This is a genomic window from Anseongella ginsenosidimutans, assembly GCF_008033235.1.
Classification (GTDB): Bacteria; Bacteroidota; Bacteroidia; order Sphingobacteriales; family Sphingobacteriaceae; genus Anseongella; species Anseongella ginsenosidimutans.
In genome coordinates, this window is record NZ_CP042432.1 from 3731159 (window position 1) to 3757704 (window position 26546).

General features: G+C 48.3%; 24 protein-coding genes, 3 tRNA genes and 1 pseudogene. 15 read left to right on the top strand and 13 right to left on the bottom strand.

What is annotated here, in order from left to right; all coding sequences use genetic code 11:
- Nucleotides 1-8: 8 nt before the first annotated feature.
- The 5 genes and pseudogenes from istB to FRZ59_RS15690 all read left to right on the top strand — a co-directional run.
- Complete coding sequence (istB, locus tag FRZ59_RS15675) at nucleotides 9-770, top strand: IS21-like element helper ATPase IstB (protein WP_132130816.1); 762 nt, start codon at nucleotides 9-11, stop codon at nucleotides 768-770.
- A gap of 56 nt (nucleotides 771-826) precedes the next feature.
- Complete coding sequence (locus FRZ59_RS15680) at nucleotides 827-2587, top strand: CocE/NonD family hydrolase (protein ID WP_132129923.1); 1761 nt, start codon at nucleotides 827-829, stop codon at nucleotides 2585-2587.
- A 153-nt stretch (nucleotides 2588-2740) separates the two neighbouring features.
- Nucleotides 2741-2905, top strand: a complete 165-nt coding sequence (locus FRZ59_RS18560) for a hypothetical protein (protein WP_158640653.1) — start codon at nucleotides 2741-2743, stop codon at nucleotides 2903-2905.
- Entirely contained in the window at nucleotides 2902-4392 is a 1491-nt protein-coding gene (locus FRZ59_RS15685) for a recombinase family protein (RefSeq protein ID WP_158640654.1), read from the top strand. Before FRZ59_RS18560 ends, FRZ59_RS15685 begins: the two co-directional genes overlap by 4 nt.
- A 68-nt stretch (nucleotides 4393-4460) precedes the next feature.
- Nucleotides 4461-5405: pseudogene (locus FRZ59_RS15690) on the top strand (recombinase family protein); the annotation flags it as partial.
- A 577-nt stretch (nucleotides 5406-5982) separates the two neighbouring features.
- On the opposite strand, the gene FRZ59_RS15695 reads toward FRZ59_RS15690, so the two are convergent.
- From FRZ59_RS15695 to FRZ59_RS15715, 5 genes are all read right to left on the bottom strand, one after another.
- Nucleotides 5983-6056 (bottom strand) — tRNA-Pro (locus FRZ59_RS15695).
- An 85-nt stretch (nucleotides 6057-6141) separates the two neighbouring features.
- Nucleotides 6142-6214, bottom strand: a tRNA-Thr gene (locus FRZ59_RS15700).
- Between the two features lie 126 nt (nucleotides 6215-6340).
- Complete coding sequence (purE, locus tag FRZ59_RS15705; protein ID WP_132129921.1) at nucleotides 6341-6853, bottom strand: 5-(carboxyamino)imidazole ribonucleotide mutase; 513 nt, start codon at nucleotides 6851-6853, stop codon at nucleotides 6341-6343.
- Nucleotides 6853-7995, bottom strand: a complete 1143-nt coding sequence (locus FRZ59_RS15710; RefSeq protein WP_132129920.1) for a 5-(carboxyamino)imidazole ribonucleotide synthase — start codon at nucleotides 7993-7995, stop codon at nucleotides 6853-6855. The genes purE and FRZ59_RS15710 overlap by 1 nt, the downstream gene beginning before the upstream one ends.
- 38 nt (nucleotides 7996-8033) lie before the next feature.
- Entirely contained in the window at nucleotides 8034-8591 is a 558-nt protein-coding gene (locus tag FRZ59_RS15715) for a YqgE/AlgH family protein (protein WP_132129919.1), read from the bottom strand.
- 91 nt (nucleotides 8592-8682) lie between these two features.
- Between FRZ59_RS15715 and pdxH the strand changes: the two genes are divergently transcribed.
- From pdxH to FRZ59_RS15725, 3 genes are read left to right on the top strand one after another with little or no spacing between them, the layout of a single operon-like run.
- Nucleotides 8683-9228, top strand: a complete 546-nt coding sequence (gene pdxH / locus FRZ59_RS15720) for a pyridoxamine 5'-phosphate oxidase (protein ID WP_349290798.1) — start codon at nucleotides 8683-8685, stop codon at nucleotides 9226-9228.
- Nucleotides 9229-9269: 41 nt separating this feature from the next.
- A complete protein-coding gene (locus FRZ59_RS19820) occupies nucleotides 9270-9365 on the top strand; it encodes a hypothetical protein (RefSeq protein WP_349290849.1) in 96 nt (31 codons plus the stop codon).
- Complete coding sequence (locus FRZ59_RS15725; RefSeq protein WP_132129917.1) at nucleotides 9338-9823, top strand: GNAT family N-acetyltransferase; 486 nt, start codon at nucleotides 9338-9340, stop codon at nucleotides 9821-9823. The genes FRZ59_RS19820 and FRZ59_RS15725 overlap by 28 nt, the downstream gene beginning before the upstream one ends.
- Before the next feature lie 174 nt (nucleotides 9824-9997).
- On the opposite strand, the gene FRZ59_RS15730 is transcribed toward FRZ59_RS15725, so the two are convergent.
- From FRZ59_RS15730 to FRZ59_RS15745, 4 genes are read right to left on the bottom strand one after another with little or no spacing between them, the layout of a single operon-like run.
- Nucleotides 9998-13393: an efflux RND transporter permease subunit gene (locus FRZ59_RS15730; RefSeq protein ID WP_132129916.1), complete on the bottom strand. Its 3396-nt coding sequence runs from the start codon at nucleotides 13391-13393 to the stop codon at nucleotides 9998-10000.
- An 11-nt stretch (nucleotides 13394-13404) separates the two neighbouring features.
- Entirely contained in the window at nucleotides 13405-14541 is a 1137-nt protein-coding gene (locus FRZ59_RS15735) for an efflux RND transporter periplasmic adaptor subunit (protein ID WP_225975086.1), read from the bottom strand.
- A gap of 14 nt (nucleotides 14542-14555) precedes the next feature.
- Nucleotides 14556-15908 (bottom strand): TolC family protein, encoded by a 1353-nt coding sequence (locus FRZ59_RS15740; protein ID WP_132129914.1) that lies wholly within the window; start codon nucleotides 15906-15908, stop codon nucleotides 14556-14558.
- Between the two features lie 14 nt (nucleotides 15909-15922).
- Nucleotides 15923-16531, bottom strand: a complete 609-nt coding sequence (locus FRZ59_RS15745) for a TetR/AcrR family transcriptional regulator (RefSeq protein WP_132129913.1) — start codon at nucleotides 16529-16531, stop codon at nucleotides 15923-15925.
- A gap of 143 nt (nucleotides 16532-16674) precedes the next feature.
- Between FRZ59_RS15745 and purB the strand changes: the two genes are divergently transcribed.
- Nucleotides 16675-18018 carry an adenylosuccinate lyase gene (gene purB / locus FRZ59_RS15750; protein WP_132129912.1) on the top strand — a complete coding sequence of 448 codons (1344 nt, stop codon included), beginning with the start codon at nucleotides 16675-16677 and terminating at the stop codon, nucleotides 18016-18018.
- A gap of 53 nt (nucleotides 18019-18071) precedes the next feature.
- Complete coding sequence (locus FRZ59_RS15755; RefSeq protein ID WP_132129911.1) at nucleotides 18072-18626, top strand: NifU family protein; 555 nt, start codon at nucleotides 18072-18074, stop codon at nucleotides 18624-18626.
- Nucleotides 18627-18738: 112 nt separating this feature from the next.
- Here FRZ59_RS15755 and FRZ59_RS15760 read toward each other — a convergent pair whose 3' ends face one another.
- The 4 genes from FRZ59_RS15760 to FRZ59_RS15775 all read right to left on the bottom strand — a co-directional run bounded on the left by FRZ59_RS15760 (nucleotide 18739) and on the right by FRZ59_RS15775 (nucleotide 21914).
- Nucleotides 18739-19527 carry an inositol monophosphatase family protein gene (locus FRZ59_RS15760; protein WP_132129910.1) on the bottom strand — a complete coding sequence of 263 codons (789 nt, stop codon included), beginning with the start codon at nucleotides 19525-19527 and terminating at the stop codon, nucleotides 18739-18741.
- Nucleotides 19528-19535: 8 nt separating this feature from the next.
- Nucleotides 19536-20894 (bottom strand): tRNA (N(6)-L-threonylcarbamoyladenosine(37)-C(2))-methylthiotransferase MtaB, encoded by a 1359-nt coding sequence (gene mtaB, locus FRZ59_RS15765; RefSeq protein WP_225975087.1) that lies wholly within the window; start codon nucleotides 20892-20894, stop codon nucleotides 19536-19538.
- Nucleotides 20895-20914: 20 nt separating this feature from the next.
- Entirely contained in the window at nucleotides 20915-21478 is a 564-nt protein-coding gene (locus FRZ59_RS15770) for a UbiX family flavin prenyltransferase (protein WP_132129909.1), read from the bottom strand.
- A gap of 362 nt (nucleotides 21479-21840) precedes the next feature.
- Nucleotides 21841-21914, bottom strand: a tRNA-His gene (locus FRZ59_RS15775).
- Between the two features lie 409 nt (nucleotides 21915-22323).
- On the opposite strand from FRZ59_RS15775, the gene FRZ59_RS15780 reads away from it, so the two are divergent.
- Genes FRZ59_RS15780 through FRZ59_RS15800 form a run of 5 tightly spaced genes read left to right on the top strand, consistent with a single transcriptional unit; the run spans nucleotide 22324 to nucleotide 26533 of the window.
- On the top strand, nucleotides 22324-23085 hold the full coding sequence (locus FRZ59_RS15780; protein WP_132129908.1) for a DUF2490 domain-containing protein: 762 nt from the start codon (nucleotides 22324-22326) through the stop codon (nucleotides 23083-23085).
- A gap of 2 nt (nucleotides 23086-23087) precedes the next feature.
- Nucleotides 23088-24041: a PstS family phosphate ABC transporter substrate-binding protein gene (locus tag FRZ59_RS15785; RefSeq protein WP_132129907.1), complete on the top strand. Its 954-nt coding sequence runs from the start codon at nucleotides 23088-23090 to the stop codon at nucleotides 24039-24041.
- Entirely contained in the window at nucleotides 24038-24922 is an 885-nt protein-coding gene (gene pstC, locus FRZ59_RS15790; RefSeq protein ID WP_207910315.1) for a phosphate ABC transporter permease subunit PstC, read from the top strand. Before FRZ59_RS15785 ends, pstC begins: the two co-directional genes overlap by 4 nt.
- Nucleotides 24919-25770 carry a phosphate ABC transporter permease PstA gene (gene pstA / locus FRZ59_RS15795; RefSeq protein WP_132129906.1) on the top strand — a complete coding sequence of 284 codons (852 nt, stop codon included), beginning with the start codon at nucleotides 24919-24921 and terminating at the stop codon, nucleotides 25768-25770. The genes pstC and pstA overlap by 4 nt, the downstream gene beginning before the upstream one ends.
- Complete coding sequence (locus tag FRZ59_RS15800) at nucleotides 25760-26533, top strand: phosphate ABC transporter ATP-binding protein (RefSeq protein WP_132129905.1); 774 nt, start codon at nucleotides 25760-25762, stop codon at nucleotides 26531-26533. Before pstA ends, FRZ59_RS15800 begins: the two co-directional genes overlap by 11 nt.
- The last annotated feature ends 13 nt before the right edge of the window (nucleotides 26534-26546 follow it).

A 26546-nucleotide genomic window follows, 5' to 3' on the forward strand; every position in this document is an offset into this window, starting at 1 on the left:
ATTAGATCATGACAGAAAAAAAAGAACAGATCAAACACCTGTGCAAGCAGTTTAAGATGAGCGGGATCGCCCACTCCCTGGACACGCTCATCGCCCAGGGGGAATCCCAGGAAATGGGCCTGACCGAATTCACCTGGAATCTTCTTGAGACAGAAGCTTCCCATCGCCAGCAGCGGGAAATGGAAAGGCGGTTAAAAACCGCCCGCCTGCCTGCCTCCTCTTCCCTGGAAGCCTACGATGCCACCGTGGAGAACGGCCTTCCTAAAAATCGCTTAAATCAGCTCAGGGAGCTTAACTGGTTAGATCAAATCTATAATATCATCCTGCTCGGTCCCAGCGGCGTGGGTAAAACACATTTGGCGGCCGGTCTCTGCAGAGACGCCATCCAGGGAGGGTACAATGCCTTCTTCCGAACAATGGAGGATATTATGAATATGCTGAAAATGAAAGACATGACCCGATCTGCCATGGCCGACTATAAACGCCTGACCAAGGCACAACTCATCGTCATCGACGATATGATGCTCTTCCCGGTAGAAAAAGCTCAGGCCGTCGCCTTGTTCAACTTCATTAACCATTTGTATGAAAGCACTTCCTTCATTATCACTACCAATAAGATGCCGGCTGAATGGGCAGGCCTGCTGGGCGACGAGGTCCTGGCAACCGCTCTATTGGACCGCCTGCTCTACCGGTGCGAAGCCATCACACTCACCGGAAAAAGCTATCGTTTAAAGCATCGAAAATCTATCTTTGAACACTCCACTGCTTAACCTATATTTGACCCGGTAATTGTGCACCCTTGTTTCCAAAAACTGTGCATTCCTAATTGCCAAAAACTGTGCACTTTGAGTTTCCGGTTACAACCCGTCTTTATACCGAAATTTATACCCCTGAAAGCACTGCAGAAGACTTACCCATCATATTTACCCGTACCCCATACGGTGTGAGGACAGCTAATTCCAGTTATGGAGACTATCGACTAAAAGGTGCGTATAAAACCTTGGCAGAAGAAAAATACATTTTCGTATTTCAGGACATGAGAGGGAAATATAATTCCGAAGGAAAATACGCCTTACTTCGGCCAATACTGGACACATCTCCGACAAATGAAAGCACTGATGCTTTCGATACCATGGACTGGCTAATCAGCAATATCCCCCATAACAATGGAAAGATTGGAATGACCGGAAACTCATACAACTCGTGGCTTGCCGCCATGGCACTGATCAATCCGCATCCTGCCCTCGCAGCTGTTAATCTTCAAGGCACACCTGCCGACCTATACATCGGGGACGATTTTTATCACCAAGGCGCTTTCCGCTTAAGCCCAAGTTTTGGATACGCCATCATAGAGCATGAACAGCGCGGTTTCAAGTTTGAAAATAACGATGCCTATCAATGGTTTCTGGAAAGGGGCTCGTTGGAAAATATAAACAGCGCAGAGTTTCTAAACAAGGAGAACCCTTATTGGAATGACTTCATGGCTCACCTCAATTATGATGAATTCTGGAAAACCAGGTCGATAACCAGCTATTTAAAGAATACAACCGTTCCAACGTTGAATGTTGTTGGATGGTGGGACGATCAGGATTTTTATGGCTCATTAAAAATCTACGAACAACTCGAAAAGCACGATTCTTTGAACCTGAATAACCTTGTAGCCGGGCCTTGGTATCATGCTGGCTGGGAAGACCCGGATGATTATTATAAACAAATTCACCTTGGTGGTTCCGTTTCAACGTACTACTTGACAGAAATACAAGCACCATGGTTCAAATATCATTTAAAAAATGAAGGTGACTTCTCCCAGGCGGAGGCAACTGTCTACAGAACCGGTAAAAACCAGTGGGAGAACTTCAGCGAATGGCCACAAAAAGAAAACATCAGTCCTGTAAAGTGGTATCTAAATCAAGGGTTTAAATTATCGTTAGACAAGCCGACTGTTTCCAATAGTTATAGCAGTTATATTTCAGACCCTAAAAACCCCGTTCCCTACATGGAAGGAACAGTTCCCGGTTTTTGGCAAAGGGGTAGTTTGGGCTGGAAAGCAGACAATCAATCTGTTTTCACAAATAGAGGCGATGTTCTTACATGGGTTTCCGAACCTTTGACAGAAGATGTGGATATTTCCGGAAGTATAAAAATGAAGCTTTGTGCAAGTACCTCCGGTACTGATTGTGATTGGGTAGTTAAACTAATAGATGTATTCCCCTCCAATTACAATCCAGAAATCGAAAATACCAAATATGATATGGACGACTTTCAAATGCTGATAGCAGATGAAGTAATAAGAGCTAAATATAGGAATGATCTCAGCAGCCCCGAACCCGTTAACCCGAATCAAATTATAGAATACAAAATTGACCTTCTATCAAAAAGCCATAGATTTAAAAAAGGGCATAGAATAATGATTCATATTCAAAGCTCATGGTTTCCGCTCATTGATATGAACCCACAAAAGTTTATTGATATTGGCAAGGCAAAACCCCATGATTATAAAAGAGCAACGCAAAAGATATATCATTCAGAGATGAATGCGAGTTACATAGAATTACCAACCATGAAAAAGCCACCAAAAAAGAAATGACAACAAGTGGCTTGAACCTCGGAATCCGACACATTTAAACTCCATCAATTACTACAAATATTCTATATTTTTTAGACCTCTTAATCGTAAAGAGCTCCCACATGGGAAAAAACCCAAGCATTCCTTCCTATCATTGCAAACCAATAAAAAGCAATGCTCCCTTCCGATCTGAACGAAGTCCCTATAATTACCCCCGAAAAGGCGCTCGCCCTCCTACAGAAAAAAGGCATCTCCATCACACTGAAAGAAGCCGCACTAATCATCGAACTCCTTTACACCCTTGCCCGCATCCATTACAAACAGCAGCACACCCAATGAAACGCGCCATCCTTTACGTCCGGGTAAGCACCGACGAACAGGCCGACAAAGGCTATTCCCAGCGTAACCAGGACGAAGTACTTAGCCGCTATTGCGCCGTAAAAGGCATCCTCGTCATCGACATCGTCTACGAAGACTACTCCGCCAAAACCTTCAACCGCCCGGAATGGAAACGGCTCCTTACTCGTCTGAAAAAGACCAAAGGAAAACAAGCTCCCGATTACATTCTTTTTACCAAATGGGACCGCTTTAGCCGCAACACCGCCGATGCCTACCAAATGATTGGGCTACTGCGGAGCTACGGCATCGAGCCACAAGCCATCGAGCAGCCGCTGGATTTATCGGTCCCGGAAAACAAAATGATGCTGGCCTTTTACCTGGCCGTTCCTGAAGTGGAGAATGACCGCAGGGCACTAAACGTTTTTCATGGGATGCGCCGCGCGCGAAAGGAAGGCCGCTGGGTGGCCATGGCACCGACCGGATACGTCAACCGCACCACGGAAACCGGAACCAAATACATCGTTCCCAAAGAACCCGAAGCCAGCTTGCTGAAATGGGCATTTACCGAAGTCGCGAAAGGGAAACACCCGATTGATCAGGTATGGAAAGCAGCCAGGAAGAAAGGCCTTCAAATGGGCCGTAATAATTTCCACAATCAGATCCGCAACCCGGTCTATTGCGGAAAAATCTTCGTGCCCGCCTTTAAAGATGAACCGTCGCAATGGGTTCATGGGCAGCACGAGCCGATCATCTCAGAAGAATTGTTTACACGCGTTCAACTGGTGCTTCAGGGCAGGATCCGCCGGAGCATGAAAATCGTTTCACCGAAGCAGCTACCACTTCGCGGCTTTCTAAAATGCCCAAAGTGCACGCGGATGCTTTCCGGCAGCGCCTCCAAAGGATGCCGGGCCTATTATCATTATTATCATTGCTCCTCGCGCTGCGGGGTGCGCTTTGCGGCTGCCAAAGTGAACAAAGTGTTTGTAGAAGCTCTAAAAGCCCTCCGAATAAAACCAGAATTTGAAGACCTTTTCCGGCGCATCGTAAAGGATGTATGGAATAAAAATACCACCAGTGAGCGGCAGAAAAGAACCGCCGCTGAGCGTCAGCTGAAGCAACAGGGGGAGCGCGTGCGAAAAGCCCTGGATTTATTGCTTTCTGAAGATTTAAGACCCGCGGAATACCGGATGATTAAGACTGACAGCGATCGAAAAATCCATGAATTGCGCTCTTTACTTTCCACATTGCCAGATGCAGCGGCTACGTCCGGTAAATTAATCCGTTCCCGTCAGCGATCGCTCTTAAATCTGAGCCTGCTATATGGCAAGGGTTCCACCGAAGACCAACGAAAAGTAATTATCAGCCTGTTTCCTATCCCTCTTATCTATGACGGAGCGGGTTTTTCTTCGCTCCCTCTTGGAAAAGCAGCTAGGATCCTTTTTTCTTATCGCACAACGAATAACCTTCTGTATTTTAACCCCTTATAAATTTCTGGCAAGGCGGTTTTTCCGTATATTAGCGGTATTTCACACCATCCGATCTTAAACCGCCATACATGAAAACTGCTAACTTATACGTACGGGTCAGCACCGACGAACAAGCCGAAAAGGGCTATTCCCAGCGCGGACAGGAAGAGGTTTTACGCCGCTACTGCGAGGTGAACTTCATAGCGATCAATAAGGTCTATTTAGAGGATCATTCCGCCAAAACGTTCAACCGACCGGTTTGGAAAAACCTACTGGTCAATCTTCGAAAGCATAAAGGGAAAACCAATTTGATCCTGTTCACTAAGTGGGACCGCTTTAGCCGTAATGCAGGCGATGCCTACCAAATGATCAACACCCTACGCCGCTGGGGAGTAGAACCCCAGGCCATTGAGCAGCCCCTGGATCTATCCGTCCCGGAAAACAAACTGATGTTGGCCATTTATTTGGCGACGCCCGAGGTAGAAAATGACCGGCGCTCCCTGAACGTGTTCTTTGGCATCCGAAGAGCGAAAAAAGAAGGTCGTTGGACCACTCTGGCCCCAACAGGCTATGTCAACCGGAGCCGGGAGGATGGCACGAAATACATCACTCCGGCAGAACCCCAGGCTTCGGTCATAAAATGGGCCTTTAATGAAGTAGCGAAAGGTAAATATACGGTGGAGCAAATTTTTGGAGAAGCAAAAAGGAAGGGCTTGCGCTGTGGTAAAAGCAATTTCTGGAGACAATTACGTAATCCAGTGTACTATGGAAAGATCGTTGTTCCCGAGTACGGAGATGAAGTGGAATTTCTTGTAAATGGCCAACATAAGCCAATCATATCAGAAAGTTTATTCTATCAGGTACAGGAAGTATTAGCTGGTAGAAAAAGAAACAAAGCTGGAACGGCCACTAAAATGGTTGCTCCTGATCTGTTGCCGTTGCGCGGATTTTTGAAGTGCCCCAAATGTCACCGTATGCTTTCCGGAAGTGCTTCCAAGGGCAGAGGTGGATATTATCATTATTATCACTGCCATTCCTCTTGTGGGAAACGTTTCAGGGCAGAAAAGGTAAATGAAACTTTCGAGGAGGACCTTTCGCAATTTATGGTGATCGATGGGATGCAACCGTTGTATGAAGCGATTGTGCTGGAGAAATTCAGGGAAGGGTATAATGGCGGGATGGAAAGCCAGCGAAGCATTACGAATAAGATTCATGAGCTGAATGCAAGAATTTCCCAAGCCCGGAATTTACTATTAGAAGAAAGCTTTGACGCTTCGGATTATAAAATTGTTAAACAGGATTGCGAAAACCAAATTGCGACCCTGGAGGCACAATTATCGGAAATAAAACTGGCCACCAGAAATGTACAAAATAACATAGGGAGGGCATTTAACAATTTAAGTAAGCTATTTAAGGTCTATACAACAGGGGATGTCCTAACCAGACGTAGCATAATTAGTTCACTCTATCCGGAAAATCTGTGGTTTGACGGCTTCAAAGTTCGAACTCACCGATTGAATACTATTGCTTTCAATGGAGCGGTGATTACCAAGGAATTACAAACAAAAAAAGACGGGACAAAGTCCGATTTCTCGGATTTGTCCCGTCAGGTCGGGGTGGCGGGATTCGAACCCACGGCCTCTTCGTCCCGAACGAAGCGCGCTACCGGGCTGCGCTACACCCCGAAATCTGCGTTTTGCAGTTAATTTCGGCCCTATTTAGCTACCTGCCTGTCTTTCCCGGGTTGAAAGGAGGCGGTGCTGGTACCGGAGCCGATGACGGGATTCGAACCTGCGACCTATTCATTACGAATGAATTGCTCTACCAGCTGAGCTACATCGGCTTGCTCTTTTCAAATTGAACCTGCAGAGTTCATTCCGGGCGGGAATACGCCAGCAACATCTCACGGCAACAAACTTCCCTGCCGCCTGCAAACCCCGTTTCCCGCCGGGGTTGCAAATTTGCAAATTTAGATTGAATTCCTATAGCCTTCTTTTTCAATTTTTGCGGCGGAGTCTAATACTTTTTCGCGGAGGCTGTTTTTGTAGGCTTCCATGCGGGTGGCTACTCCCTCGTCAAAGGTTCCTAAAATGGATGCGGCCAGGATGCCGGCGTTAGCGGCGCCGTTCAGGGCTACTGTGGCTACGGGGATGCCGGTGGGCATTTGCAGGATGGACAGGACGGAATCCCAGCCGTCTATGGAGTTGGAGGATTTTATGGGGACGCCGATGACGGGTAGCGTGGTCAGGGACGCTACCATGCCTGGAAGGTGGGCGGCGCCTCCGGCGCCTGCTATGATTACCTTCAACCCTCTTTCACGGGCCTCCCGGGCATAGGTGATCATCCGGTCGGGGGTGCGGTGGGCGGAAACAATCGTTAGTTCGAAGTCGATTCCTGTATTTTCCAGGAAGGCGGCGGCTTCCGACATGATCTTCAGGTCGGATTGGCTGCCCATTATAATTCCTACTTGGGGTTTTGCCATCAGGCTATGATTTTGAATTTTTCCTTGATGAGCCGTGCTTTTTCGAGCGCTTTGTCAAGGTCGTTATCGGTAATAGTTACGTGGCCCATTTTGCGGAAGGGCTTTGTCTTTTTCTTGCTGTAAAGATGAATGTGAACGCCTTCCAGGCCGGCCAGCTCGGGGAAACCTTCGTACCGGGCATCGCCCGTGTAACCGGGGGCGCCCAGGAGGTTCACCATGACTGCGTTTGAATGCAGGCGGGTACTTCCCAGGGGAAGATTCAGAATGGCTCTCAGGTGCTGCTCGTACTGCGAAGTTACGCAGGCTTCAATGGTATGATGGCCGCTGTTGTGCGGGCGGGGGGCCAGCTCGTTCACCAGTAGTTTGCCGTCACGGGTAGCGAATATTTCTACGGCAAGCAGGCCTACCAGGTTCAGCTTCTCAATTACTTTAACGGCAATTTCGCGGGCTTCGCGGGCCATTTCGGGCGAGATCAGCGCGGGGCTGAACAGCATTTCAACCAGGTTGGCCTCGGGGTTGAATTCCATTTCCACTACGTCGTAGGTGACCACTTCTCCGGATTCGTTCCGGGCGGCCAGTACGGATAATTCCTTTTCAAAATCAACGCGCTCCTCCAGGATGGAAGGTTCATTGAATGCGTTTGCCAGGTCATCAGGGGAATTTATTTTAAAAACCCCTCTCCCATCGTAGCCGGATTTACGAAGTTTCTGAACGGCGGGGAATTTCCCTGTATGCTGGCGGAGTTCTTCCTTGTCCTTAATTTTCACAAAAGGAGCTGTGGGAATGCCGTTTTCTATGAAAAAATCCTTTTGAAGCCCTTTGTCCTGGATCAGTTCAACAAGCTCGGGCTGCGGAAATACCCGGCGGCCTTCTTCCTGGAGCCGTTTCAGGGCTTCCACGTTTACGTTTTCTATTTCTATGGTCAACAGGTCAAGGCTTTTACCAAAATGATAAACATCCCTGAAGTCTTTAAAAGACCCTACCTTGAAATGATGACAATAGGAACTGCAGGAGGCGTTATAATCGGGGTCTAGTACGTGAACTTCAATGCCGAAGTCCATTGCGGACTGAATGAGCATCTTACCTAGTTGTCCGCCCCCTAATATGCCTAACCTGAAATCTGCTGAATTAAATGCCTGCATCTGAATATTTGATGTGACAATATTACGCAATTCGCCATTTAATTCATATTTGGATCCTGCGGGAAATTGACGATATGCTCATATTTCTTGCCCATGCTTTTCACGACTCCCGCCCAGAGCGCGTTATCGTTCTCATGGAATATGAAATCCTTATGGGATTCGGCTACCAGCCAGGCGTTTTCTTCCATTTCGTCTTCAAGCTGGCCGGGTGACCAGCCGGAGTAGCCGATAAAGAAGCGGATGTCCCCGGAGGAAAGGTATTTCTTTTCCAGGAGTATCTTAATGGTTTCAAAATTTCCGCCCCAGTAGATCCCGTTGCCTATTTCCTTCGCCTCATCCACCTCTTCCCCCGTACGGTGCAGGAAATGAAGCGTATTGTTTTCCACGGGGCCGCCGATATATACGGGAAAATCTTCCTTAACGTCATCAATAATATCTTTCAGGGACAGGATGGAAGGCTGGTTCAGTACAAAACCAACGGCTCCCTGTTCATTGTATTCGGTGAGATAAACCACCGAGCGCCTGAAATTCGGATCAAGCATAAAAGGTTCGGCCAGCAGCAGCCGGCCTACTTCCGGTCTGAGTTCACCTATCATACGGGTTTTTATATAAGGTACGCAAAATCTACCCAAAACGATTCAGTATCACAAATTTTTTGCATAAGAAAAAGTAAGTTTGCATATCATCATGAGTACTAAAAAAGATATTCTCAGGCAGCTCCGTAAGGAGTACACCCTGCAGGGCCTTTCCAGGAGAGAAGTGGCACCTACGCCCTTCCAGCAGTTTGATAACTGGTTCCTGGAGGCATGGGATGCTGAAGTTCCCGAACCTAATGCTATGACTCTTTGCACAGTGGGGAAAGCCGGGAAACCTTCTGCAAGGATCGTGCTGCTAAAGGACTTTGACGAAGGGGGATTCGTTTTTTATACCAATTACAATAGCCTGAAGGGGCAGCAGATAGCCGAAAATCCCTTCGTTTCCCTGAGCTTTTTCTGGCAGCCACTGGAACGCCAGGTACGTATTGAAGGAATTGCGGAAAAGATCGGGGCGAATGAGTCGGATCAGTATTTTCAATCGCGCCCGCGGGGAAGCCGGCTGGCGGCCATTGCTTCGCCGCAAAGCCAGGTCATAGAAAGCCGTGACTGGCTGGAAAAGATATGGAGGGAACAGGAGAATATTTTCACTGAAAAGGAACGAATTCCCCGCCCGGAGAACTGGGGGGCTTCTCTGTAAAACCGGAGCGGGTTGAATTCTGGCAGGGGCGGGATAACCGCCTGCACGACCGCATTGTTTATGAAACCGGCGAAATTTATAAAGCGGATGCCGATAAAACAACGGGCCAATGGCGGATTCACCGGCTTGCGCCCTGAAACTCAAATTTATTACTGCCGGCCAGGCGCTTCCTTTACGGGCGGCGGTGCTTCGGCCAGGGCAGCGTCCTGAAGTAGCCGTTTTCACCGGCGATGAGGAAGCAGGAAGCTTCCATGCGGGCGCTTTTTCCGGTGAAAGGTTAATCGCCGTGGCCAGCTTCCTTCAAAACAGGCACGCTGACTTCCCGGAAGCCTTCCAATACCAGCTGCGCGGAATGGCCACGGACCCCGCTTTCAGGGGCCGTGGAGCGGGAGCCGCTCTTATCCGTTTCGCCCTGCAGCATTTAGAAGAACTAAAAGTGTTGCTGCTTTGGTGCAATGCCAGGGAAAAGGCAATTACTTTCTATAAAAAATGCGGGTTCATCGAATCAGGTACTTTCTTTATGATACCGGAGATTGGCCTGCATCAATTAATGTATATTCTTCCGAAAAACCACAGTTCCCAAACCACTGTGTAAAATAATACACTATTGGGAAGGCGCCACCACTTCGGATAGGGGCGCTGCCCGTTTCAAGTAGCGATACTTTTTCTTTTTGCCCTTCAAAATAAGCCCGGCCGTCATTTCAATTACCCCTAAAATGAAGAATCCCGCGGGGAGCGGGATTTCTTCATTACCTAAACTAACCTAAACCTATGAAATTTGGAGCTTTTGAATCTTTTTCTTTGTCTTAACTTTTATCCTGTATACCAAGTAGTAAAGAACAGGAACAAGTATCAACGTAATGAATGTACCAAAAATCAGGCCAAAGATCATTGTCCAGGAGAGCGGCCCCCAAAAGACCACGTTATCACCTCCAAAGAAGATGTGGGGATTCAGCTCCGTGAACATTTTCACAAAATCGATATTGAACCCGACTGCGAGTGGTATCAATCCCATGGTAGCCGCGAGGGCGGTCAGGATTACCGGCGTCATCCTCGTTTTCCCGGCCTCTATAATGGCTTCCCGGGTTTCTACTCCCTGCTCTATCAGAAGGTCGGTGAATTCTACCAGCAAAATTCCGTTCCTCACCACGATGCCTGCGAGAGCGAACAGCCCCACCCCTGTCATGACAATGGATATTTCCATTTTGAACAGCGAAAAACCGATCAGTACCCCAATGATACTAAAGAAGATCTCGGCCATGATGATCAGCGGCTTGCTCAGCGAATTGAACTGCGTCACCAGCACCATGAATATCAGTCCGAAAGAGACCAGGAAGGCGACCTGGAGGAAGCCCATGGTTTCGGCCTGGTCTTCCTGCTCGCCGGTCATACGGATATCAATGCCCTCCGGGGCCTGGTAATTTCCAAGCGCCTGCTGTATCTCCGCGACGACAGCATTAGCATTGTAGCCGGTGAGTACGTTTGACGAAAGCGTGATTACCCGCTTCTGATCGATCCTGGTAACGCGGGCATAGGTACTGGTATACTCGATGGTTGCCACAGAGGAAAGCGGTATCTGCCGCACTTGGCCCGAATTAGCATCCCGGAAAGTGATAGGCATATTTACCAGCGTATTCACATTATTTCGCTGGTCTTCTTCCAGCCGGACCATAATAGGATAATCGTCATTTTCATCCCTGAACTTGGATACTTCCTTACCGTAAAGAGCGTTTCGCAAGGCCAGACCAATCTGGGCGGTGGAAATACCTTCCCTCCTGGCCCGTTCACGGTCGATATTAACCGCTATTTCCGGCTTATTGCTCTGGAAATCGGATTTTAGTTCCTCTATACCGCCGATACGCTGTTCCACCAGGTACTCCTGTACGTTCTCGGCAGCGTCAATCAATACTTCAAAATCTTCGCCCGATATTTCAATACTGATAGGCTTGCCGGTAGGTGGCCCCGCTTGTTCCTGGTCTACGGTAATTTCCGCGCCCGGAATACCCTGAACGGCATTTCGTATCTGTTCCAGGTATACTTTGGTAGATCTTCCGTCCCGTTCGGCGAATTTTACAAAAGCCACCGTGACCTTGCCCAGGTGAGGGCTGGTTTCAAAGCCTCCGGCCATGGGATCGTCGCTTGCGCCTATGGCCACGTTGGAAATGATCGATTCTACCAACGCGCTGTCTTCCTCCATTACACGGGCAATCCGGTTTTCCACAATGTGCGTGATTGAATCGGTATATTCCTGGTGAGTGCCTATTGGGAGTTCAATATAGGTGTAAATAAAATTCGGGTCACCCTGCGGGAAAAACCCGACAGGCGGCTGGCGCAGCGCCGTAAATACAATGCTGAAGATGAAAAGCAGGAAAGTTCCCACCAGCACCCAGGCCGGGCGGGATTTGTGCAGGCACCAGCTGATCAGTTTTTTATAACCTTCCTGAACCCTGGGCCAGGTTTTTTCCTGGAATCTCCTGATAAGGCCGGTAAGCACAAATTTATTCAGCGCGTAAATACCAAACAGGAACACGATGAAGTTTCCCATCCCGAAAGAACCGGCCAGGTAAAAAATAAGCGCAAGAATGCCCATGACCAGTGCGGTGATCTTGAATCCCCTGGTGATCTTTTTATGGTGGTCCCGGTCTTCATTATGGGGTTTCATGAAATCCACGGCGAAAACCGGGTTCATAATATACGCCACCACAAGGGAAGCCAGCAGCGCTATAATAAGCGTCGCAGGGAGAAAGAACATAAACTTACCGATTACTCCCGGCCAGAACAACAGCGGGATAAAAGGCGCCAGGGTTACAATGGTACCGGAAAGCACCGGCAGAAATACTTCCCCGGCAGCCGCCTTTGCCGCTTTCTTGATCTCCATTTTACCGTTATCATAGATCCTGTGGGTATTTTCTACGACAACAATAGCGTCGTCAACCACGATGCCCAGTGCCAGCAGGAACGAGAACAAGACCATCATATTCAGGGTAAAGCTCGTTGGGAGTATTGAGTCCAGGCCCGGCATAATAAGAAAGGCCAGGAAAGAGGATAAAGGTACCGCCAGGGCTACGAAAATAGCATTGGTAGTTCCCATAAAGAACATGAGTATGATCGTTACCAGTACGAAACCGATAATAATGGTATTGATCAGGTCATGAAGAGTTACCCTGGTATTGTCCGACTGGTCGGCGGTGATCGTTGTTTTGAGCCCCGGCGGAAAATCATTTTTCATCATGTCATCCACAATGACATTGATCTTATCCGAGGCATTGATCAGGTTTTCACCGCTGCGCTTTATCACGTTCAGGGTAATTACGTTCTCCCCGTCCAGCCGGGCGTAGCTTTCCTGCTCTTCATGATCGTCCACTACTTCCGCAATGTCTTTCAGGTAAACCTGGGCGCCGCTGGTGGAAGTGACGATGATGTTTTCCATCTTTTCGGCATCCTTGTACTCCCCGTTGACGCTCAGGGAACGCTTCATGCCGTCCACGGAAACTTGCCCGCCTGAAACGGTGACGTTTTCCGACGCTATCGCCTGCTCAATATCGGAAAAGGAGACCTTGGCGGACTGCATTTTATACAGGTCTACGTTTACCTGGATCTCTCTTTCCAGCGCTCCCACAATATCTACCCGGGTTATTTCAGGAAGCGTTTCTATGCGGTCCTGCATGTCTTCGGCATATTCTTTCAGCCGGACCAGGTCATAGCTTCCCGAAAGATTGATATTCATGATGGGAAGCTGGGAAATGTCAATATCAATTACCTCCGGGTCATCCGGAAGGTCGGTAGGCAGATCAGGCTTAGCCTTATCCACAGCGTCTTTTACCCGCTGCTTTGCCACTTCCACATCCACGTCGGTATCAAATTCAATAATGATGTTCGAAAAATCCTGGAGAGAATTACTGGTCACTTTTTCCACATCCTTGATCGACTTTACCTGCTTTTCAATAGGTTTGGTCACCAGGTTTTCCATATCTGCAGGGCCGGTCCCCGGGTAAACGGTACTCACGTATATTTGCGGGAATACCACTTCGGGAAACTGCTCTTTGGGCAGGCCGATATACGTGAACAAGCCGGCGAGACAGATAATGACCGTTGCGATATACACACTGGTGCGATTTTCTATCGCCCAGCTCGATCCTTTAAATTCCTTAAATATGTCTTTCATTCCGGAAATATTTATTTTATGTCGATCAACGCGCCTTCGGTGAGGTTCTGGTAACCCGTGGTAATCAGTTTTTCACCGGCTTCAAGGCCGGAAACTACTTCCGCCAGGGCATTGTAGGTTTTTCCTACTTCTACCGGTTTGTTTCGCGCCACCAGTTTTCCGTTTTCTTCGCCCGTTACATATACATACTTTTCACCTTCGGTTTCCTGGATCACGTTTACCGGTATCACGATCGCCTCGTCGGCGGTGTAATCAACGATCTTCAGCACGGCCACCATATTAGGTTTGTATTGATCCAGGGTGGGGATATTTATTTCAATATCAAAGGTCCTTGATTCAGGATCAATAACCCGGCTGACAAAGCTCACCTTGCTCCGGAGTTCCTTATTTATATCCGGAAAAGACACGATCACTTCATCCCCGGTTTTGACCATTCCGGAATAACTGTCAGTGATCTGCGCTTTGACGGACAGGTCGCTCAGGTTTACCACCCGGAAGGAAGGCGTACCGGGGCCGATGCTTTCGCCTACTTTGGCGATCACCGCATCCACCGTTCCGTTAATGGGTGATTTTATTTTGGTCATTTCAATCTGCTCGTTCAAAGTATTCAGCTGCTGTTCCAGCCTTTCCTTATTGTTCTTTGCCTGCAGGAACTGGAACTCGGTGCCGATGTTCTGGTCCCAGAGGTTTTTCTGCCGTTCATAGGTCGTATTGGCCAGGCTAAGGGCGGTTTTCAGCTCGGCAACGGAACTCTGCAGCACCTGGTTGTCGATCTGGGCCAGGGTCTGCCCCTTGCTGACACGCTGCCCTTCCTTAACCAGGATGCTCCGGATAATCCCGGCGGATTCGGCGCTCACCGCCACATTGTCTTCTGATTCTACCCTTCCCTGCACCTGTATATAGTGTTCGAAATGCTGCAGGCCAATGGTATCAATGGCTACGTTATAAACCTTTTTTTGAGCCAGTTCGGGATTTTCAGCAAGTATCTCGGCCTCCAAAGCCTTGATCTTCTCGTCCAGGATCTCTTTGTCTTCCCTTAACTGCTCCAGCTGGGCCTGTTTATCAGGATTGGCGCCGGAAGTTCCGCATGCCGTTACAAGAAAAGCAAATCCTGCGGCTGCCGAAAGTATAAATAATGCTTTTTTCATGGTCATAAGTTTTATTACTCGGTTTCTATGGTTCCTTTGGCCTTTTGCAGATCGATTTTGGCGATCAGGGCGTCATATAATGAATTAATGTAATTAGTTTGCGCTTCCTTCAGCGAAGTTTCGGCGGTAGTTACTTCCAGGCTGGAACCAACTCCCTGGGAATACTTGATCCTGGAGACCCTGTACACTTCCTCTGCCAGTTCCATGTTCCGCTCCTGGTTTTCCATGGATTCCACGCTGTTGGTATAGGTGGTGGTGGCTTGCCTTACTTCAAGGGAAATGGCATTTTCCAGGTTGTACAGTTCATTCTGTGTTTTCAGGAGGTTGAGCTTTGCCTGTTTAACCTGCTGCCATTTCTGACCTCCTCCTATCAGGGGAATTGAGATCCGCAGGCCCACGACCGTGGTAGGAAAGTACTGTCCGTCCCCGTTAAATAAGTTGCCGAAGTCATTTTCCTGCCCGTTCCGGTTATAGCTTCCGAAAGCTTCGATCCGGGGCAGCATGGTTGTTTTATAGCGTTTCAGATCCAGCTCATTCAGGCTTTCCTGGGTCTGCAGCAGGGAATATTCTATCCGGTTAGCCGGATCTATATCTTCATTCAGCAGCAATACCGGTTCAAACTGAACATCTTCGATGCTTTCTTTCAATACCAGCTGCCCGCTTATTGGCATGCCCATTTGAAATTTAAGCATATGGATATTAAGAGCCGCCATCCTGGTAAGGCTTTCCTTTTCCGTAAGGCTGTTATTGTAAAGCACCTGCAGGCGGTCTGCGTCTATCTTTTCGGCGAAGCCATTCTTATACAGGGCCTGCGTTTCATCCAGCTGTTTTTTGATCCGGGCGATATTCACATCCGCCAGCTGCAATTGCTCTTCGGTCACCAGCACGCTGTAATAAGCTTTAGAAACCGCAATCGCCGTTTCTATCCTTGAGCGCTTCAGGCTTTTAATAGACAAGTCCTTGTAAACCTGTGAAGCCTTCAGGCCTACGAAATAGCTTCCGTCAAAAAGGAGTTGTGTAGCTTCCAGCCCATAAGTAAGCGAGTACTGGGTACCAAACTGCACCGGGATATAGGTTCCGGGCTCGCCGCCGAAGAACTCACCGGGAATAAGCTGCGTAGGCAGTTTCAGGTAATCCTGGAAGTTCACGTTCCCGTTCACCTGGGGAAGCCCCTGGCCAATGGTTTCCTTTACTTCCGATTCTGCCAGTTCCACATCCAGTTCCGCGTTCTTTACTGTGTATTGATGTTCAAAGGCATAATCAATACATTCTTCGAGATTAAAGCGTAACGCGTCTGTCGTGTCCTGGGCCCTGGCTGCATTCAAAGAAAACAGCAAAAGGCCGGTGATCAATAATTTATTCTTCATACTTTATACATAGATTAATCTTCTTCATAAACATTTTTATACTCGTTAATCAGCTTGTAGCCTTTTAATGAGACCACCCCGTACAGGTAGTGGTTGGTCAGCTCGCTCAGTACTTTTCCCATGTCAAAACGCGCGGGGGAATATACCTGGGTACTGAACACCGTGTCAAGGTCATTAATACGCATAATGGCTACGATATCCAGGTCAAGATCCTTCCGGTACAGCCCTTCTGAAATACCGCGTTCAAGATTCGTCTTGATACGCCGGGTCAGGAAATTATCCCGGAAATCCTGATATAACTTCCATGATTCCGGGTGGTACTTCTGCAAGTCATAAAAGATCACCGGGTTGATAGTCTGCATCAGGCGCTGCAGGCATACGATCACCGCGAATATCTCCTCTATCGCATTTTTCGCGCCCGCTTCATGTTGACTGATCTCTTCCTGCTGGTCCGAGACCATTTTCTGCATAAGCAGGTGTACCAGTTCCTTTTTATCCTTGTAAAACTGGTAGATCGTCTTTTTCGATATTCCCAGGTGGCCTGCTATATCATCCATGGTTATACTTTTTATGCCATACCGGCAAAAAAGTTCCTCAGCTGCCAATAATATTCTCTCTTCCAATTCTTATTTCCTCAGGGCGCAAAACTATGGAAACTTTTTTCAATTCCAAAGTTTCCATCCTAAAAGCGTTTAAAAGCAAGATAAAAACCTGTAACATTTTTGTTTTACAGCCCGATAGGTTATTTTTGAAAAAAAATTGTTCTATGTCAGTTACTGCACTTTCAGCCGTCTCGCCGGTAGACGGGCGTTACCACCGTTTAACGCTTGAACTGGCTCCCTACTTTTCAGAAGCTGCTTTAATGGAATACCGGGTAAGAATAGAAATTGAATATTTCATTGCCCTTTGCGAACTACCGCTTCCGCAGCTTGAAGGATTCAACCCCGCCGATTACAGCAAGCTGAGAGATATCTCCGAACGGTTTCACGAGCATGACGCCCGCGAAATAAAGGAGATTGAAAAAACAACGAATCATGATGTAAAAGCGGTAGAATACTACCTGAAAGGGAAATTTGACGAGTTGGGACTGGAGGAATACAAAGAATTCATTCATTTCGGGCTGACCTCCCAGGATATCAATAATACGGCGGTGCCTTTAATGCTGAAGGGCGCCATTGAAAAAATATACATGGCCTACCTCCATGAACTGACTGGCAAGCTGGGAGAACTAAGCGAAGAATGGAACGGGGTAACCATGATGGCCAAGACACATGGCCAGCCTGCCTCTCCCACCCGGCTTGGAAAGGAGCTGGCGGTATTTACCGAACGCATAGAACAACAGCTGCAATTATTACAGCACATCCCCTATTCGGCCAAATTCGGAGGCGCTACCGGTAATTTTAACGCACATCTTGCTGCCTACCCGCATATCAACTGGATTGAATTTGCCAATAACCTGGTAAATAATGTACTTGGCCTTCAGCGCTCGCAGCTGACTACCCAGATAGAGCATTACGACAACCTGGCGGCTCATTGCGACTGCTTTAAAAGGATCAATAATATCCTGCTTGATCTCAACCGGGATATGTGGACCTATATTTCCATGAATTATTTCAAGCAGCGGATAAAGCAGGGCGAAGTAGGCTCTTCGGCCATGCCTCATAAGGTAAACCCTATTGACTTTGAAAATTCCGAAGGCAACCTGGGCATAGCCAACGCCTTATTCGAACATTTTGCAGCCAAACTGCCTGTTTCAAGATTACAAAGGGACCTGACCGATTCCACGGTACTGCGCAACCTGGGCGTTCCCCTGGCGCACACGCTTATCGCGTTAAAATCAACCCTGAAAGGCTTATCCAAACTGGTCCTGAACAAGGAAGCCATTGACCAGGACCTGGATAATAACTGGTCGGTGGTGGCGGAAGCTATTCAGACGGTCCTGAGGCGGGAAGGCTATCCCCGCCCTTATGAAACGCTCAAGGACCTGACCAGGAAAAACGGCGCCGTAGGACGGGAAGAAATTCACTCCTTTATTGACGGCCTTCAGCTGAAGGACCAGGTAAAAACCGAATTAAAGAACTTTAGCCCGCATAATTACACCGGTTATTAAACAATTCCGGCTTAATTTTGTCTGATAGATAATCAGTTAAAGAGTGTAAGATCATGACTTCAACAATAAATGTTTACGTGGAGCCTACGCCGAACCCGGCGACCATAAAATTCATTACCAATAAATTACTCATCAACGGAAGCGTTGATTTTCCAGATCGCCAGAGCGCCGAAAGTTCTCCTTTTGCCAGCGAGCTTTTCAAATTCTCTTTTGTGAACGGGGTATTTTTCGCAAGCAATTTTGTCACTATTACCAAAACGGCCGGTACTGAGTGGAACGAACTCATTCCCATCCTGCAGGAATTTGTTAAAGGCGCCGTTGAATCCGAATTGAAGATCAGCGAAGGAAAAGAGGAAGCCGTTAAATTTACGGGAAGCGAAACCGAACAGAAGATCCAGCAGATCCTTTACGATTACGTACGGCCCGCCATTGAGATGGACGGAGGGCATATTGCGTTTAAAGCGTTCGATGAAGGAGTAGTGACCGTCGTCCTCCAGGGGGCCTGCAGCGGCTGTCCGTCGTCTACCCTTACGCTTAAATCAGGCATCGAAGGCCTGCTCAAGCGAATGGTGCCGGAAGTCACGGAAGTAGTGGCCGAAGCGGTTTAGAACTGCGGGTTGCATGTGACGCGGAACCCGGTACGACTCGGATCTGAGAGCGTGCTTGACGCGAATCTGCCCGGGTGCGTGATGGAAGGTGCGAGCGTGCTTGACGCGAATCTTAAAAATTTTCCCGGATCAGCTGCAGTAATTCTTCCTGGATAAGCCCGTTGCTGGCCAGCAGGGTACGGTTTTGAATAAACTCCGGACTTCCCGAGAAATCACTTACTTTGCCGCCGGCCTGTTGTACAATGAAAGCCCCCGCAGCCACATCCCAGGCGTTCAGATTATATTCGTAAAAACCATCAATCCGGCCACAGGCAACATACGCAAGATCTACGGCTGCCGAACCCAGTCGCCGTACGCCGTGGGTCGTTTCGGTAAGCTTTCGGAATAACCTGAGCCATTCTTCCAGTTTTCCCAGGTGATCGTAAGGGAATCCGGTAACAAGCAGGCTGTTTTCGAGTCTTGCCGGCGTGGAAACGCGGATAGGATGCTCGTTCAGGTGGGCTGCCCCTCCTTTTACAGAGGAAAAAAATTCGTCTCTGGTGATCTCGTACACGACCCCGAGTACGATCTCCTGCCTGTCCCGCAATGCCACGCTGATAGAGAAAGGAGGAAAACCATGTATAAAATTCGTGGTTCCGTCCAGCGGGTCAATGATCCAGTCATACCTTTCGCCGGTTTTATTGATGGTACCTTCTTCCGTAACAAAACCCGCGTCAGGCAGGATCCTGGCAAGGCCTTCCACCAGTTTTTCTTCCGCCGTTTTATCCACGTAGGAAACCATATTGGCCACACCCTTATATTCGATCCTTTCATTGCTGAAAAGCGTGCGTTCATGCCGGATAAATTCTCCTGTTTCCAGGATCAGGGGCTTTATTTCTGTTAATATTGACTGAAAATCCATTTTTTCTCCTACTGTTGTTCATGGATAAGCACCTCTTCCGGCTCGGTGATCTCAACTTCCCCGGAATCAGCAATTTCCACAAGCTTTACTACTTTTAGTTCATTTACAAGCAGAGGATCATACTTTGCCCTTACTTTGATATAGTTCGGGGTAAAACCATGCATCCGGCCATCCTTGCAGTCGCCTTCGAACAATACCGGCGCCATGCTGCCAAGATGCTGCCCGTAAAAGTGCCTGCGTTTTTTTTCGGAAAGAATATGAAGCATTCTGCTGCGTTCGGCCCGTTCGGCGGGTTCCACGGTTCCCGGCAAACTGAGTGCGTGGGTGTTATCCCGTTCGGAATAGGTAAACACATGCAGGTAAGACACGTCCAGCTCGTTGATAAACTTGTACGTTTCCAGGAAATCTTCGCGGCTTTCGCCCGGAAAGCCCACGATCACATCCACCCCGATACAGCAGTGCGGCATCAGCGACTTGATCCGGGAAACCCTGTTGGCGTACAAGTCCGTACGGTATCTTCGGCGCATCAGGCTCAGGATCTTATCGGTTCCGGATTGCAGGGGAATATGAAAATGCGGGACAAACCGTTTTGAGGAGGCGACAAATTCGATGATCTCATCTGATAACAGATTGGGTTCAATGGACGAGATACGGAAACGATCAATCCCTTCCACTTTATCGAGCGCCTTTACCAGGTCGTAAAAATGCGTTTCCTGACGTCGCCCGCCACTTTGCCCCTTTCCAAAATCCCCGATATTAACGCCCGTCAATACAATTTCCCTCACGCCGGACGCTGCAATGGATTCAGCCGAGCGCACAATATTTTCAATCGTATCACTACGGCTCCTGCCCCTGGCAAGAGGAATGGTGCAGAAGGAACAGGTATAATCGCAGCCGTCCTGGACTTTCAGGAAGCTGCGGGTCCGGTCCCCGGCCGACCAGGAAGCAATAAAATTACTGGCTTCAGTTACTTCGCTGTTTAGTATCCGCGCCTTCGGTTTTTTGACAACGTCGCCGATATGATCCAGCAAGCGGAATTTTTCCGCCGCGCCAAGCACCAGGTCAACTCCGGGAATGCCGGAAATTTCCACAGGTTTCAGCTGGGCGAAACAGCCGATAACCGCAACGTAGGCATCCGGGGAAGCTTTAAGCGCCTCCCTGACTACTTTCCTGCATTTCTTATCCGCGTTTTCAGTAACGGAACAGGTATTTATCACATAAATATCGGCGCCCTCGTGAAATTCTGTAATCTGGTACCCTGCCTGGGAGAAAAGCCTTCCAATAGTTGAGGTTTCAGAATAATTCAACTTGCAGCCAAGGGTATAAAAGCTGACTTTCTTTGGTGCGTCCATCGTTGGTGCGTCCATGGCCTGCAAAGATAGGGAATTTAAGCGCCCCACCGAAAAGAAGCCTGCTCAAATCCGGCCAGGTCGAGCGCTCTGTCGATGACAGTTGCCGCCAGGGCTTCGAACCCCGAAGGCTTGCTGTAAAAAGAAGGATTGGCTGGACATATAATACCTCCCGCTTCAGCCACCGTTTTCATATTATTGATATGGATGAGGCTGAAGGGCGTATCCCTCACTACCAGAATAAGCTTTCTTCTTTCCTTGAGAATAACATCGGCCGCCCTTGTCAACAGGTCGTTGGAAACGCCTGTAGCAATCCGTGCAAGGGTACCCATGGAGCAAGGCGCGACGATCATGGTATCGAAACGGGCCGATCCTGACGCAAAAGGCGCATTAAAATCGTTTTTATCATAAACGGTAAATGGATAATCCGCGTAAGACCTGTTTGAAAGTTCATACTCCCATACGGTCCTGGCGTTATCAGACATAATCAGGCCTGCTTCCTCCACCTGCTGCCCCAGCCCCGCAATTTTGTCAAGCAGCACCTTTGCATAAATAGCGCCGCTGGCGCCGGTAACGGCAATAACAACTTTTTTACCTGACATGGGACAAGTTTAAGAATAAAAAGAGTTAATAAAAAAGGGTCGGTTATGTTACTAACCGACCCCACATCTACCTATGAAAAACATGCCCTTGGGTGGGCACTACAAATATAAGAACTTTTTCTAACATCCAAAAATTTCTACGACTTTTTTCGGAAGATCTTCACTTTGTCCCGGGCTTCCCCCGCCAGCGGCGTAAACGGCATTGCAAAACGGATAGCAGGGAGCATCAGGCGGTAAAAAAGAGAGACCTTATCGCGGCCGCGTTTGCAAATATCGGTGCGGGTTAAAAGAACATGAAGGAACACGATAAATAGAAATAAAAAAGGGCTGAGTCCCGGAAGAACAGCCCCTTTCCTGCTTTGGGTGAGTGATGGGTTTCGAACCCACGACCTCCAGAACCACAATCTGGCGCTCTAACCAGCTGAGCTACACCCACCATTTTTTTAGCGAGTGCAAATTTAACATTCCTGCTGCTCATTCACAAAAATTGTTTGTCAAATTAACTTTCGCCTTCAGCCTCTCAGAGAATTCCCTTAACCTCTGGCAGAATCCCCCTTATCCTCTCACAGAATCTTCCCTTAAACCGCTCATAAATTCTACTGAACCTCTCACTAAATTCGTCATGAACCGCTCATAAATTCTACTGAACATTTCACTAATTCGTCATGAACCGCTCAAAAATTCTACTGAACCTTTCACCGAATTCACCTTAAAAACGCCACGGCCGGATTAGACATGAAAATTAATCACCTGTGAATTAGATACTTAAATCAAACACTACAAAATACTCTACTATATCTATAGATTTTATATATAATTGCATTCTCAATTAACAACAACGGAAAATGAAACGAATACTCGCCTCGTCCCTTACGGCAATACTCCTTGGATTTTTTGGAGTAAGCCCCCTTCCGGTACTCGCGCAGCAAAAAAATACCGATCATTTCAGCCAGTACTGGATCAGGTATTTTAACCGCTCGCAGCTAAACAATAAATGGACAGTTCAGACGGAGATAGAGTTGCGAAGATTTGCTTTCCCGGACCGTCAGCATGTGTGGCTGCTCCCGAGAATACAACTAACCAGGGCTTTAAAGTCCGGTTGGAATGTGGGCGCCGGTATCACGTATAACATACAATCCCAGCCACAGGATCCTGACCTGCCGGTTGAATTGCGCAGGCCCGAGATCAGGCTGCACCAGGAAATAAATTACCGGCATGGCAACAAATTGGATATCAGCCACCGCTATCGCATTGAAGAACGGTTCATAAGAAGAACCTCCGGTGCGCACCTTGACGACGGTTACAATTTCAACGTTCGGTTCCGGTACCGTATTCAGCTACAGTATCCTTTAATCAGGGGGACTGACAACAAAGGGACGCTGCAGGCGAAACTTTTTGACGAAATCATGCTGAATGCCGGTAAGAACGTCGTAAGCAATGTCTTTGACCAGAATAGGATCTATGCTGCCCTGAATTATTCCTTCTCAAAGAATTTGCAGGTTGAATTAGGTTATCTGAACATCTTCCAGGAAAAAAGCAACGGGAGTGATTTTCTGAACACCAACGTTTTGCGAACTACCATTTATCACACACTTACACTTTATTAACAATGAAAAAACCACTTATTTACAGTATTCTGCTGCTATTGCCGTCTCTTGTGGTCAGCACTTCCTGCAGTACTAGTTCCAGTGAAAACATCAGCCTTTCGGGAGCTTTCGCACTCTATCCCCTTGCCGTAAAGTGGGGAGAAGAATACAGGAAGCTTCATCCGGATACCAGGATAGATATTTCCGGCGGAGGCGCAGGAAAGGGCATGGCCGACGCCCTGGCCGGCGCCGTAGATCTGGGCATGTTTTCCAGGGAGATCAGCCCTGCGGAAAAAGAAAAAGGCGTATGGTGGATTACGGTCGCCAAAGACGCTGTACTTCCCACCATCAGCGCTAGTAATCCCTTCCTCGGCAATTTGCAGCAAAAAGGGCTCAGTAGCACGCAATTCAGGCAAATCTTTATCACTAAAGAGATCTCCACCTGGGGCCAGGCTCTTTCCAGCGCCAATGCGGATAAAATAAATCTGTATACCCGTTCGGATGCCGCCGGGGCGGCAGCTACCTGGGCTCAGTTCCTGCAGTGGGATGCAAAACAGGAAAATCTTCAGGGCATCGGCGTATTCGGAGACCCAGGCCTCGCCGAAGCCGTGTCAAAGGACCCTTTAGCAATCGGTTTTAATAATGTGGCCTACGTCTACAATATTAACACGGGGGAAAAAAGGCCGGGAATTGAAGTAATCCCGATCGATGTAAACGAAAATGGCAGAATTGATCCCGAAGAGGACTTTTATGACCACGCCGGAAGCCTTCTGAAAGCAATCGCCGGGGGAAAATACCCTTCTCCCCCAGCCCGGGAACTATACTTCGTTTCCGACGGCTTGCCGGAAAATAAAGCTGTGCTGGCCTTTCTCAAATGGATTCTCACGGATGGGCAGCAGTATGTGAAAGAGGCAGGTTATGTTCCCGTCGATACCGCAATACTTCAATCCGAACTCCAAAAACTAAATGGAAAATGATTGGCAGGCAATTGATCGACAAACTTTCTTCGGGCTGGATGCTTGTATGCACTTCCCTGCTGCTGCTGCTGCCGCTGGCCATAGGAACGGGATTGCTTGCAAAATCAATTCCTGTACTGGAACACCAGTCATTCTTTTCGCTGCTCAGTTCGGCCCAATGGTCGCCGATGGAAGAAAAATTCGGGTTTTACCCTTTTATTATCAGCTCGGTAATGGTCACGGTGCTTTCTTTTGCAATGGCGGGGCCCATCTGCCTGCTGGCGGCCATATATCTCACGCAGTATGCCCGGCCTGTATTGCTCAGGATCATGCACCCCGTAATTGACATTCTGGCCGGCATCCCTTCGGTAGTTTACGGCGTCTGGGGCATCCTGGTCATTGTGCCCCTGGTTGCAGATTATATTGCTCCGCTTGCAGGCAGCCAGCTTACGGGTTACAGTATTTTGGCAGGGGGTATCGTACTGGCCGTCATGTGTATTCCCTACATGCTGAACCTGCTCATTGAAGTATTTCGGAACATACCCCGCGAGCTGAATGAAGCTTCGCTTTCACTGGGCGCGACCCGCTGGGAAACGATCAAATTCGTGCTGGTCCGGAAAGGCATGACCGGCATTATTTCGGCTTTCGGTCTGGGAATATCCAAAGCGTTAGGAGAAACCATCGCTGTGCTGATGGTGGTGGGAAACGTGGTACAGGTTCCGGGCAACCTCCTGGAGGCGGGATACCCCTTGCCTGCACTTATCGCGAATAACTACGGAGAGATGATGTCCATTCCGCTCTATGATTCCGCGCTGATGCTCTCGGCCCTGGTATTATTTCTCATCATCTTCTTGTTCAATTCACTTTCACGATACCTTATTTACAAAACAGAATTAACATGAGAAATCGAAAGAAAACGGAAGAATGGTTCTTCAGAAATCTGATGTCGGCTGTCACGTATTTTATCATCCTGATCCTGCTGCTGATCATCTGGGTCGTGTTTCAAAAGGGAATTCCGGCGCTTTCCTGGGAAATGGTTTCCCAAACGCCAAAAGGCGGATTTTATTTTGGAAAGGACGGCGGTTTGCTCAATGCCATCGTGGGCTCGCTTTACCTGGCATCGGGAGCAGCCTCGCTTGCCTGGCTCATCAGTCTTCCCACGGCCCTGTTCATGAACGTGTACCTGGTAAGATATAAGAAATTCCTGACGGGGATCCGTTTTTTACTGGACGTCCTCTGGGGGATCCCGTCCATCGTATACGGCGCATTCGGCTTTGCTCTGATGATTTTTTTCAACCTTCAAACATCGCTCCTGGCCGGCATCATCACTGTTTCGCTTTTGATCGCTCCCATTATGATAAGAGCCATGGATGAAGTACTCAAAACCATTCCTATGGGTTTGCTTGAAACCGCTTATTCACTGGGATCCACGAGAACGGAAACCGCCTTTGTCATTTTCTTCCGGCAGGCCCTGCCCGGGTTTATTACCGCTTTCCTCCTTGCCTTCGGCCGGGGCATCGGTGATACCGCATCCGTATTGTTCACCGCCGGGTTTACCGATTACATTCCCGAGAACCTTTCCCAGCCAGCTGCCACGCTCCCCCTTTCGATCTTTTTCCAGCTAGGCTCGCCGATACCGGAGGTGCGGGAAAGAGCTTATGCCGCAGCCGTTATCCTAACCGTACTTATATTAATCATCAGTCTCGCAGCACGCCTGCTGCCCAGAAATTTCAAACGCAATGTCATATAATTTAGCACAACCGGACCCCGTCATCTCCATCAGCGGCCTGAACGTCAGAAGCGCCCGGTCGCATATTCTCAAAAATATTTCGCTTCAGATACCAAGGAATAAAGTAACCGTTCTCCTGGGCCCTTCCGGATGTGGCAAAACCACCTTATTGAAGTGCCTCAACAAGCTCACCGACCTCTATAGTGAATTAACTGTCAGCGGTCACGTATATATTGACGGGGACGATATTATTAATACCGGTCAGGATCTTTCGGCGATCCGCCAGAAAATGGGCTTGCTGTCGCAAAAGCCTTATCCGCTTCCCTTGTCCATCTTCCGGAACGTGTCCTACGGTCTAAAAATACAAGGCATCCGCGATAAAAATACTGTAAAGGCAAAAGTGGAAAAACACCTTCGGGAAGCAGGCCTGTGGGAAGAAGTAAAGGACCGCCTGGACCAGCCTGCTTCCAGGCTCTCCATTGGACAGCAGCAGCGGCTATGCCTTGCCCGGGGCCTGGCGGTGAACCCGGAGATCATTCTCGCGGACGAACCCACTTCCGCCCTCGATCCGATCTCGAGTAAAAAAATTGAACAGCTTTTCGTGAAACTAAAAAAAGATTACACGATTGTATTGGTCACACACATTATGCAGCAAGCAAGTACACTAGCGGACCATATCGTGTTCATGTACCTGGGCGAAGTGATTGAACAGGGGACGCGGGAAGACATTTTCGAACGCCCAAAATCGCCCGTTTTGAAAGAATTCCTTGCCACGGGGCACTGAAAATTGTATATTT

What these genes read in the sequence shown, in the direction of transcription:
- FRZ59_RS15755 (WP_132129911.1), top strand. Translation starts at nt 18,072, where the DNA reads ATGACTTCAACAATAAATGTTTACGTGGAGCCTACGCCGAACCCGGCG.
- FRZ59_RS15710 (WP_132129920.1), bottom strand. Translation starts at nt 7,995, where the DNA reads ATGCAGGCATTTAATTCAGCAGATTTCAGGTTAGGCATATTAGGGGGC.
- FRZ59_RS15740 (WP_132129914.1), bottom strand. Translation starts at nt 15,908, where the DNA reads ATGAAGAATAAATTATTGATCACCGGCCTTTTGCTGTTTTCTTTGAAT.
- FRZ59_RS15735 (WP_225975086.1), bottom strand. Translation starts at nt 14,541, where the DNA reads ATGAAAAAAGCATTATTTATACTTTCGGCAGCCGCAGGATTTGCTTTT.
- pstC (WP_207910315.1), top strand. Translation starts at nt 24,038, where the DNA reads ATGATTGGCAGGCAATTGATCGACAAACTTTCTTCGGGCTGGATGCTT.
- FRZ59_RS15800 (WP_132129905.1), top strand. Translation starts at nt 25,760, where the DNA reads ATGTCATATAATTTAGCACAACCGGACCCCGTCATCTCCATCAGCGGC.
- FRZ59_RS18560 (WP_158640653.1), top strand. Translation starts at nt 2,741, where the DNA reads ATGCTCCCTTCCGATCTGAACGAAGTCCCTATAATTACCCCCGAAAAG.
- pstA (WP_132129906.1), top strand. Translation starts at nt 24,919, where the DNA reads ATGAGAAATCGAAAGAAAACGGAAGAATGGTTCTTCAGAAATCTGATG.
- FRZ59_RS15785 (WP_132129907.1), top strand. Translation starts at nt 23,088, where the DNA reads ATGAAAAAACCACTTATTTACAGTATTCTGCTGCTATTGCCGTCTCTT.
- istB (WP_132130816.1), top strand. Translation starts at nt 9, where the DNA reads ATGACAGAAAAAAAAGAACAGATCAAACACCTGTGCAAGCAGTTTAAG.
- FRZ59_RS15685 (WP_158640654.1), top strand. Translation starts at nt 2,902, where the DNA reads ATGAAACGCGCCATCCTTTACGTCCGGGTAAGCACCGACGAACAGGCC.
- FRZ59_RS15760 (WP_132129910.1), bottom strand. Translation starts at nt 19,527, where the DNA reads ATGGATTTTCAGTCAATATTAACAGAAATAAAGCCCCTGATCCTGGAA.
- FRZ59_RS15780 (WP_132129908.1), top strand. Translation starts at nt 22,324, where the DNA reads ATGAAACGAATACTCGCCTCGTCCCTTACGGCAATACTCCTTGGATTT.
- mtaB (WP_225975087.1), bottom strand. Translation starts at nt 20,894, where the DNA reads ATGGACGCACCAACGATGGACGCACCAAAGAAAGTCAGCTTTTATACC.
- purE (WP_132129921.1), bottom strand. Translation starts at nt 6,853, where the DNA reads ATGGCAAAACCCCAAGTAGGAATTATAATGGGCAGCCAATCCGACCTG.
- FRZ59_RS15715 (WP_132129919.1), bottom strand. Translation starts at nt 8,591, where the DNA reads ATGATAGGTGAACTCAGACCGGAAGTAGGCCGGCTGCTGCTGGCCGAA.
- pdxH (WP_349290798.1), top strand. Translation starts at nt 8,683, where the DNA reads ATGAGTACTAAAAAAGATATTCTCAGGCAGCTCCGTAAGGAGTACACC.
- FRZ59_RS15725 (WP_132129917.1), top strand. Translation starts at nt 9,338, where the DNA reads ATGGCGGATTCACCGGCTTGCGCCCTGAAACTCAAATTTATTACTGCC.
- FRZ59_RS15770 (WP_132129909.1), bottom strand. Translation starts at nt 21,478, where the DNA reads ATGTCAGGTAAAAAAGTTGTTATTGCCGTTACCGGCGCCAGCGGCGCT.
- purB (WP_132129912.1), top strand. Translation starts at nt 16,675, where the DNA reads ATGTCAGTTACTGCACTTTCAGCCGTCTCGCCGGTAGACGGGCGTTAC.
- FRZ59_RS15730 (WP_132129916.1), bottom strand. Translation starts at nt 13,393, where the DNA reads ATGAAAGACATATTTAAGGAATTTAAAGGATCGAGCTGGGCGATAGAA.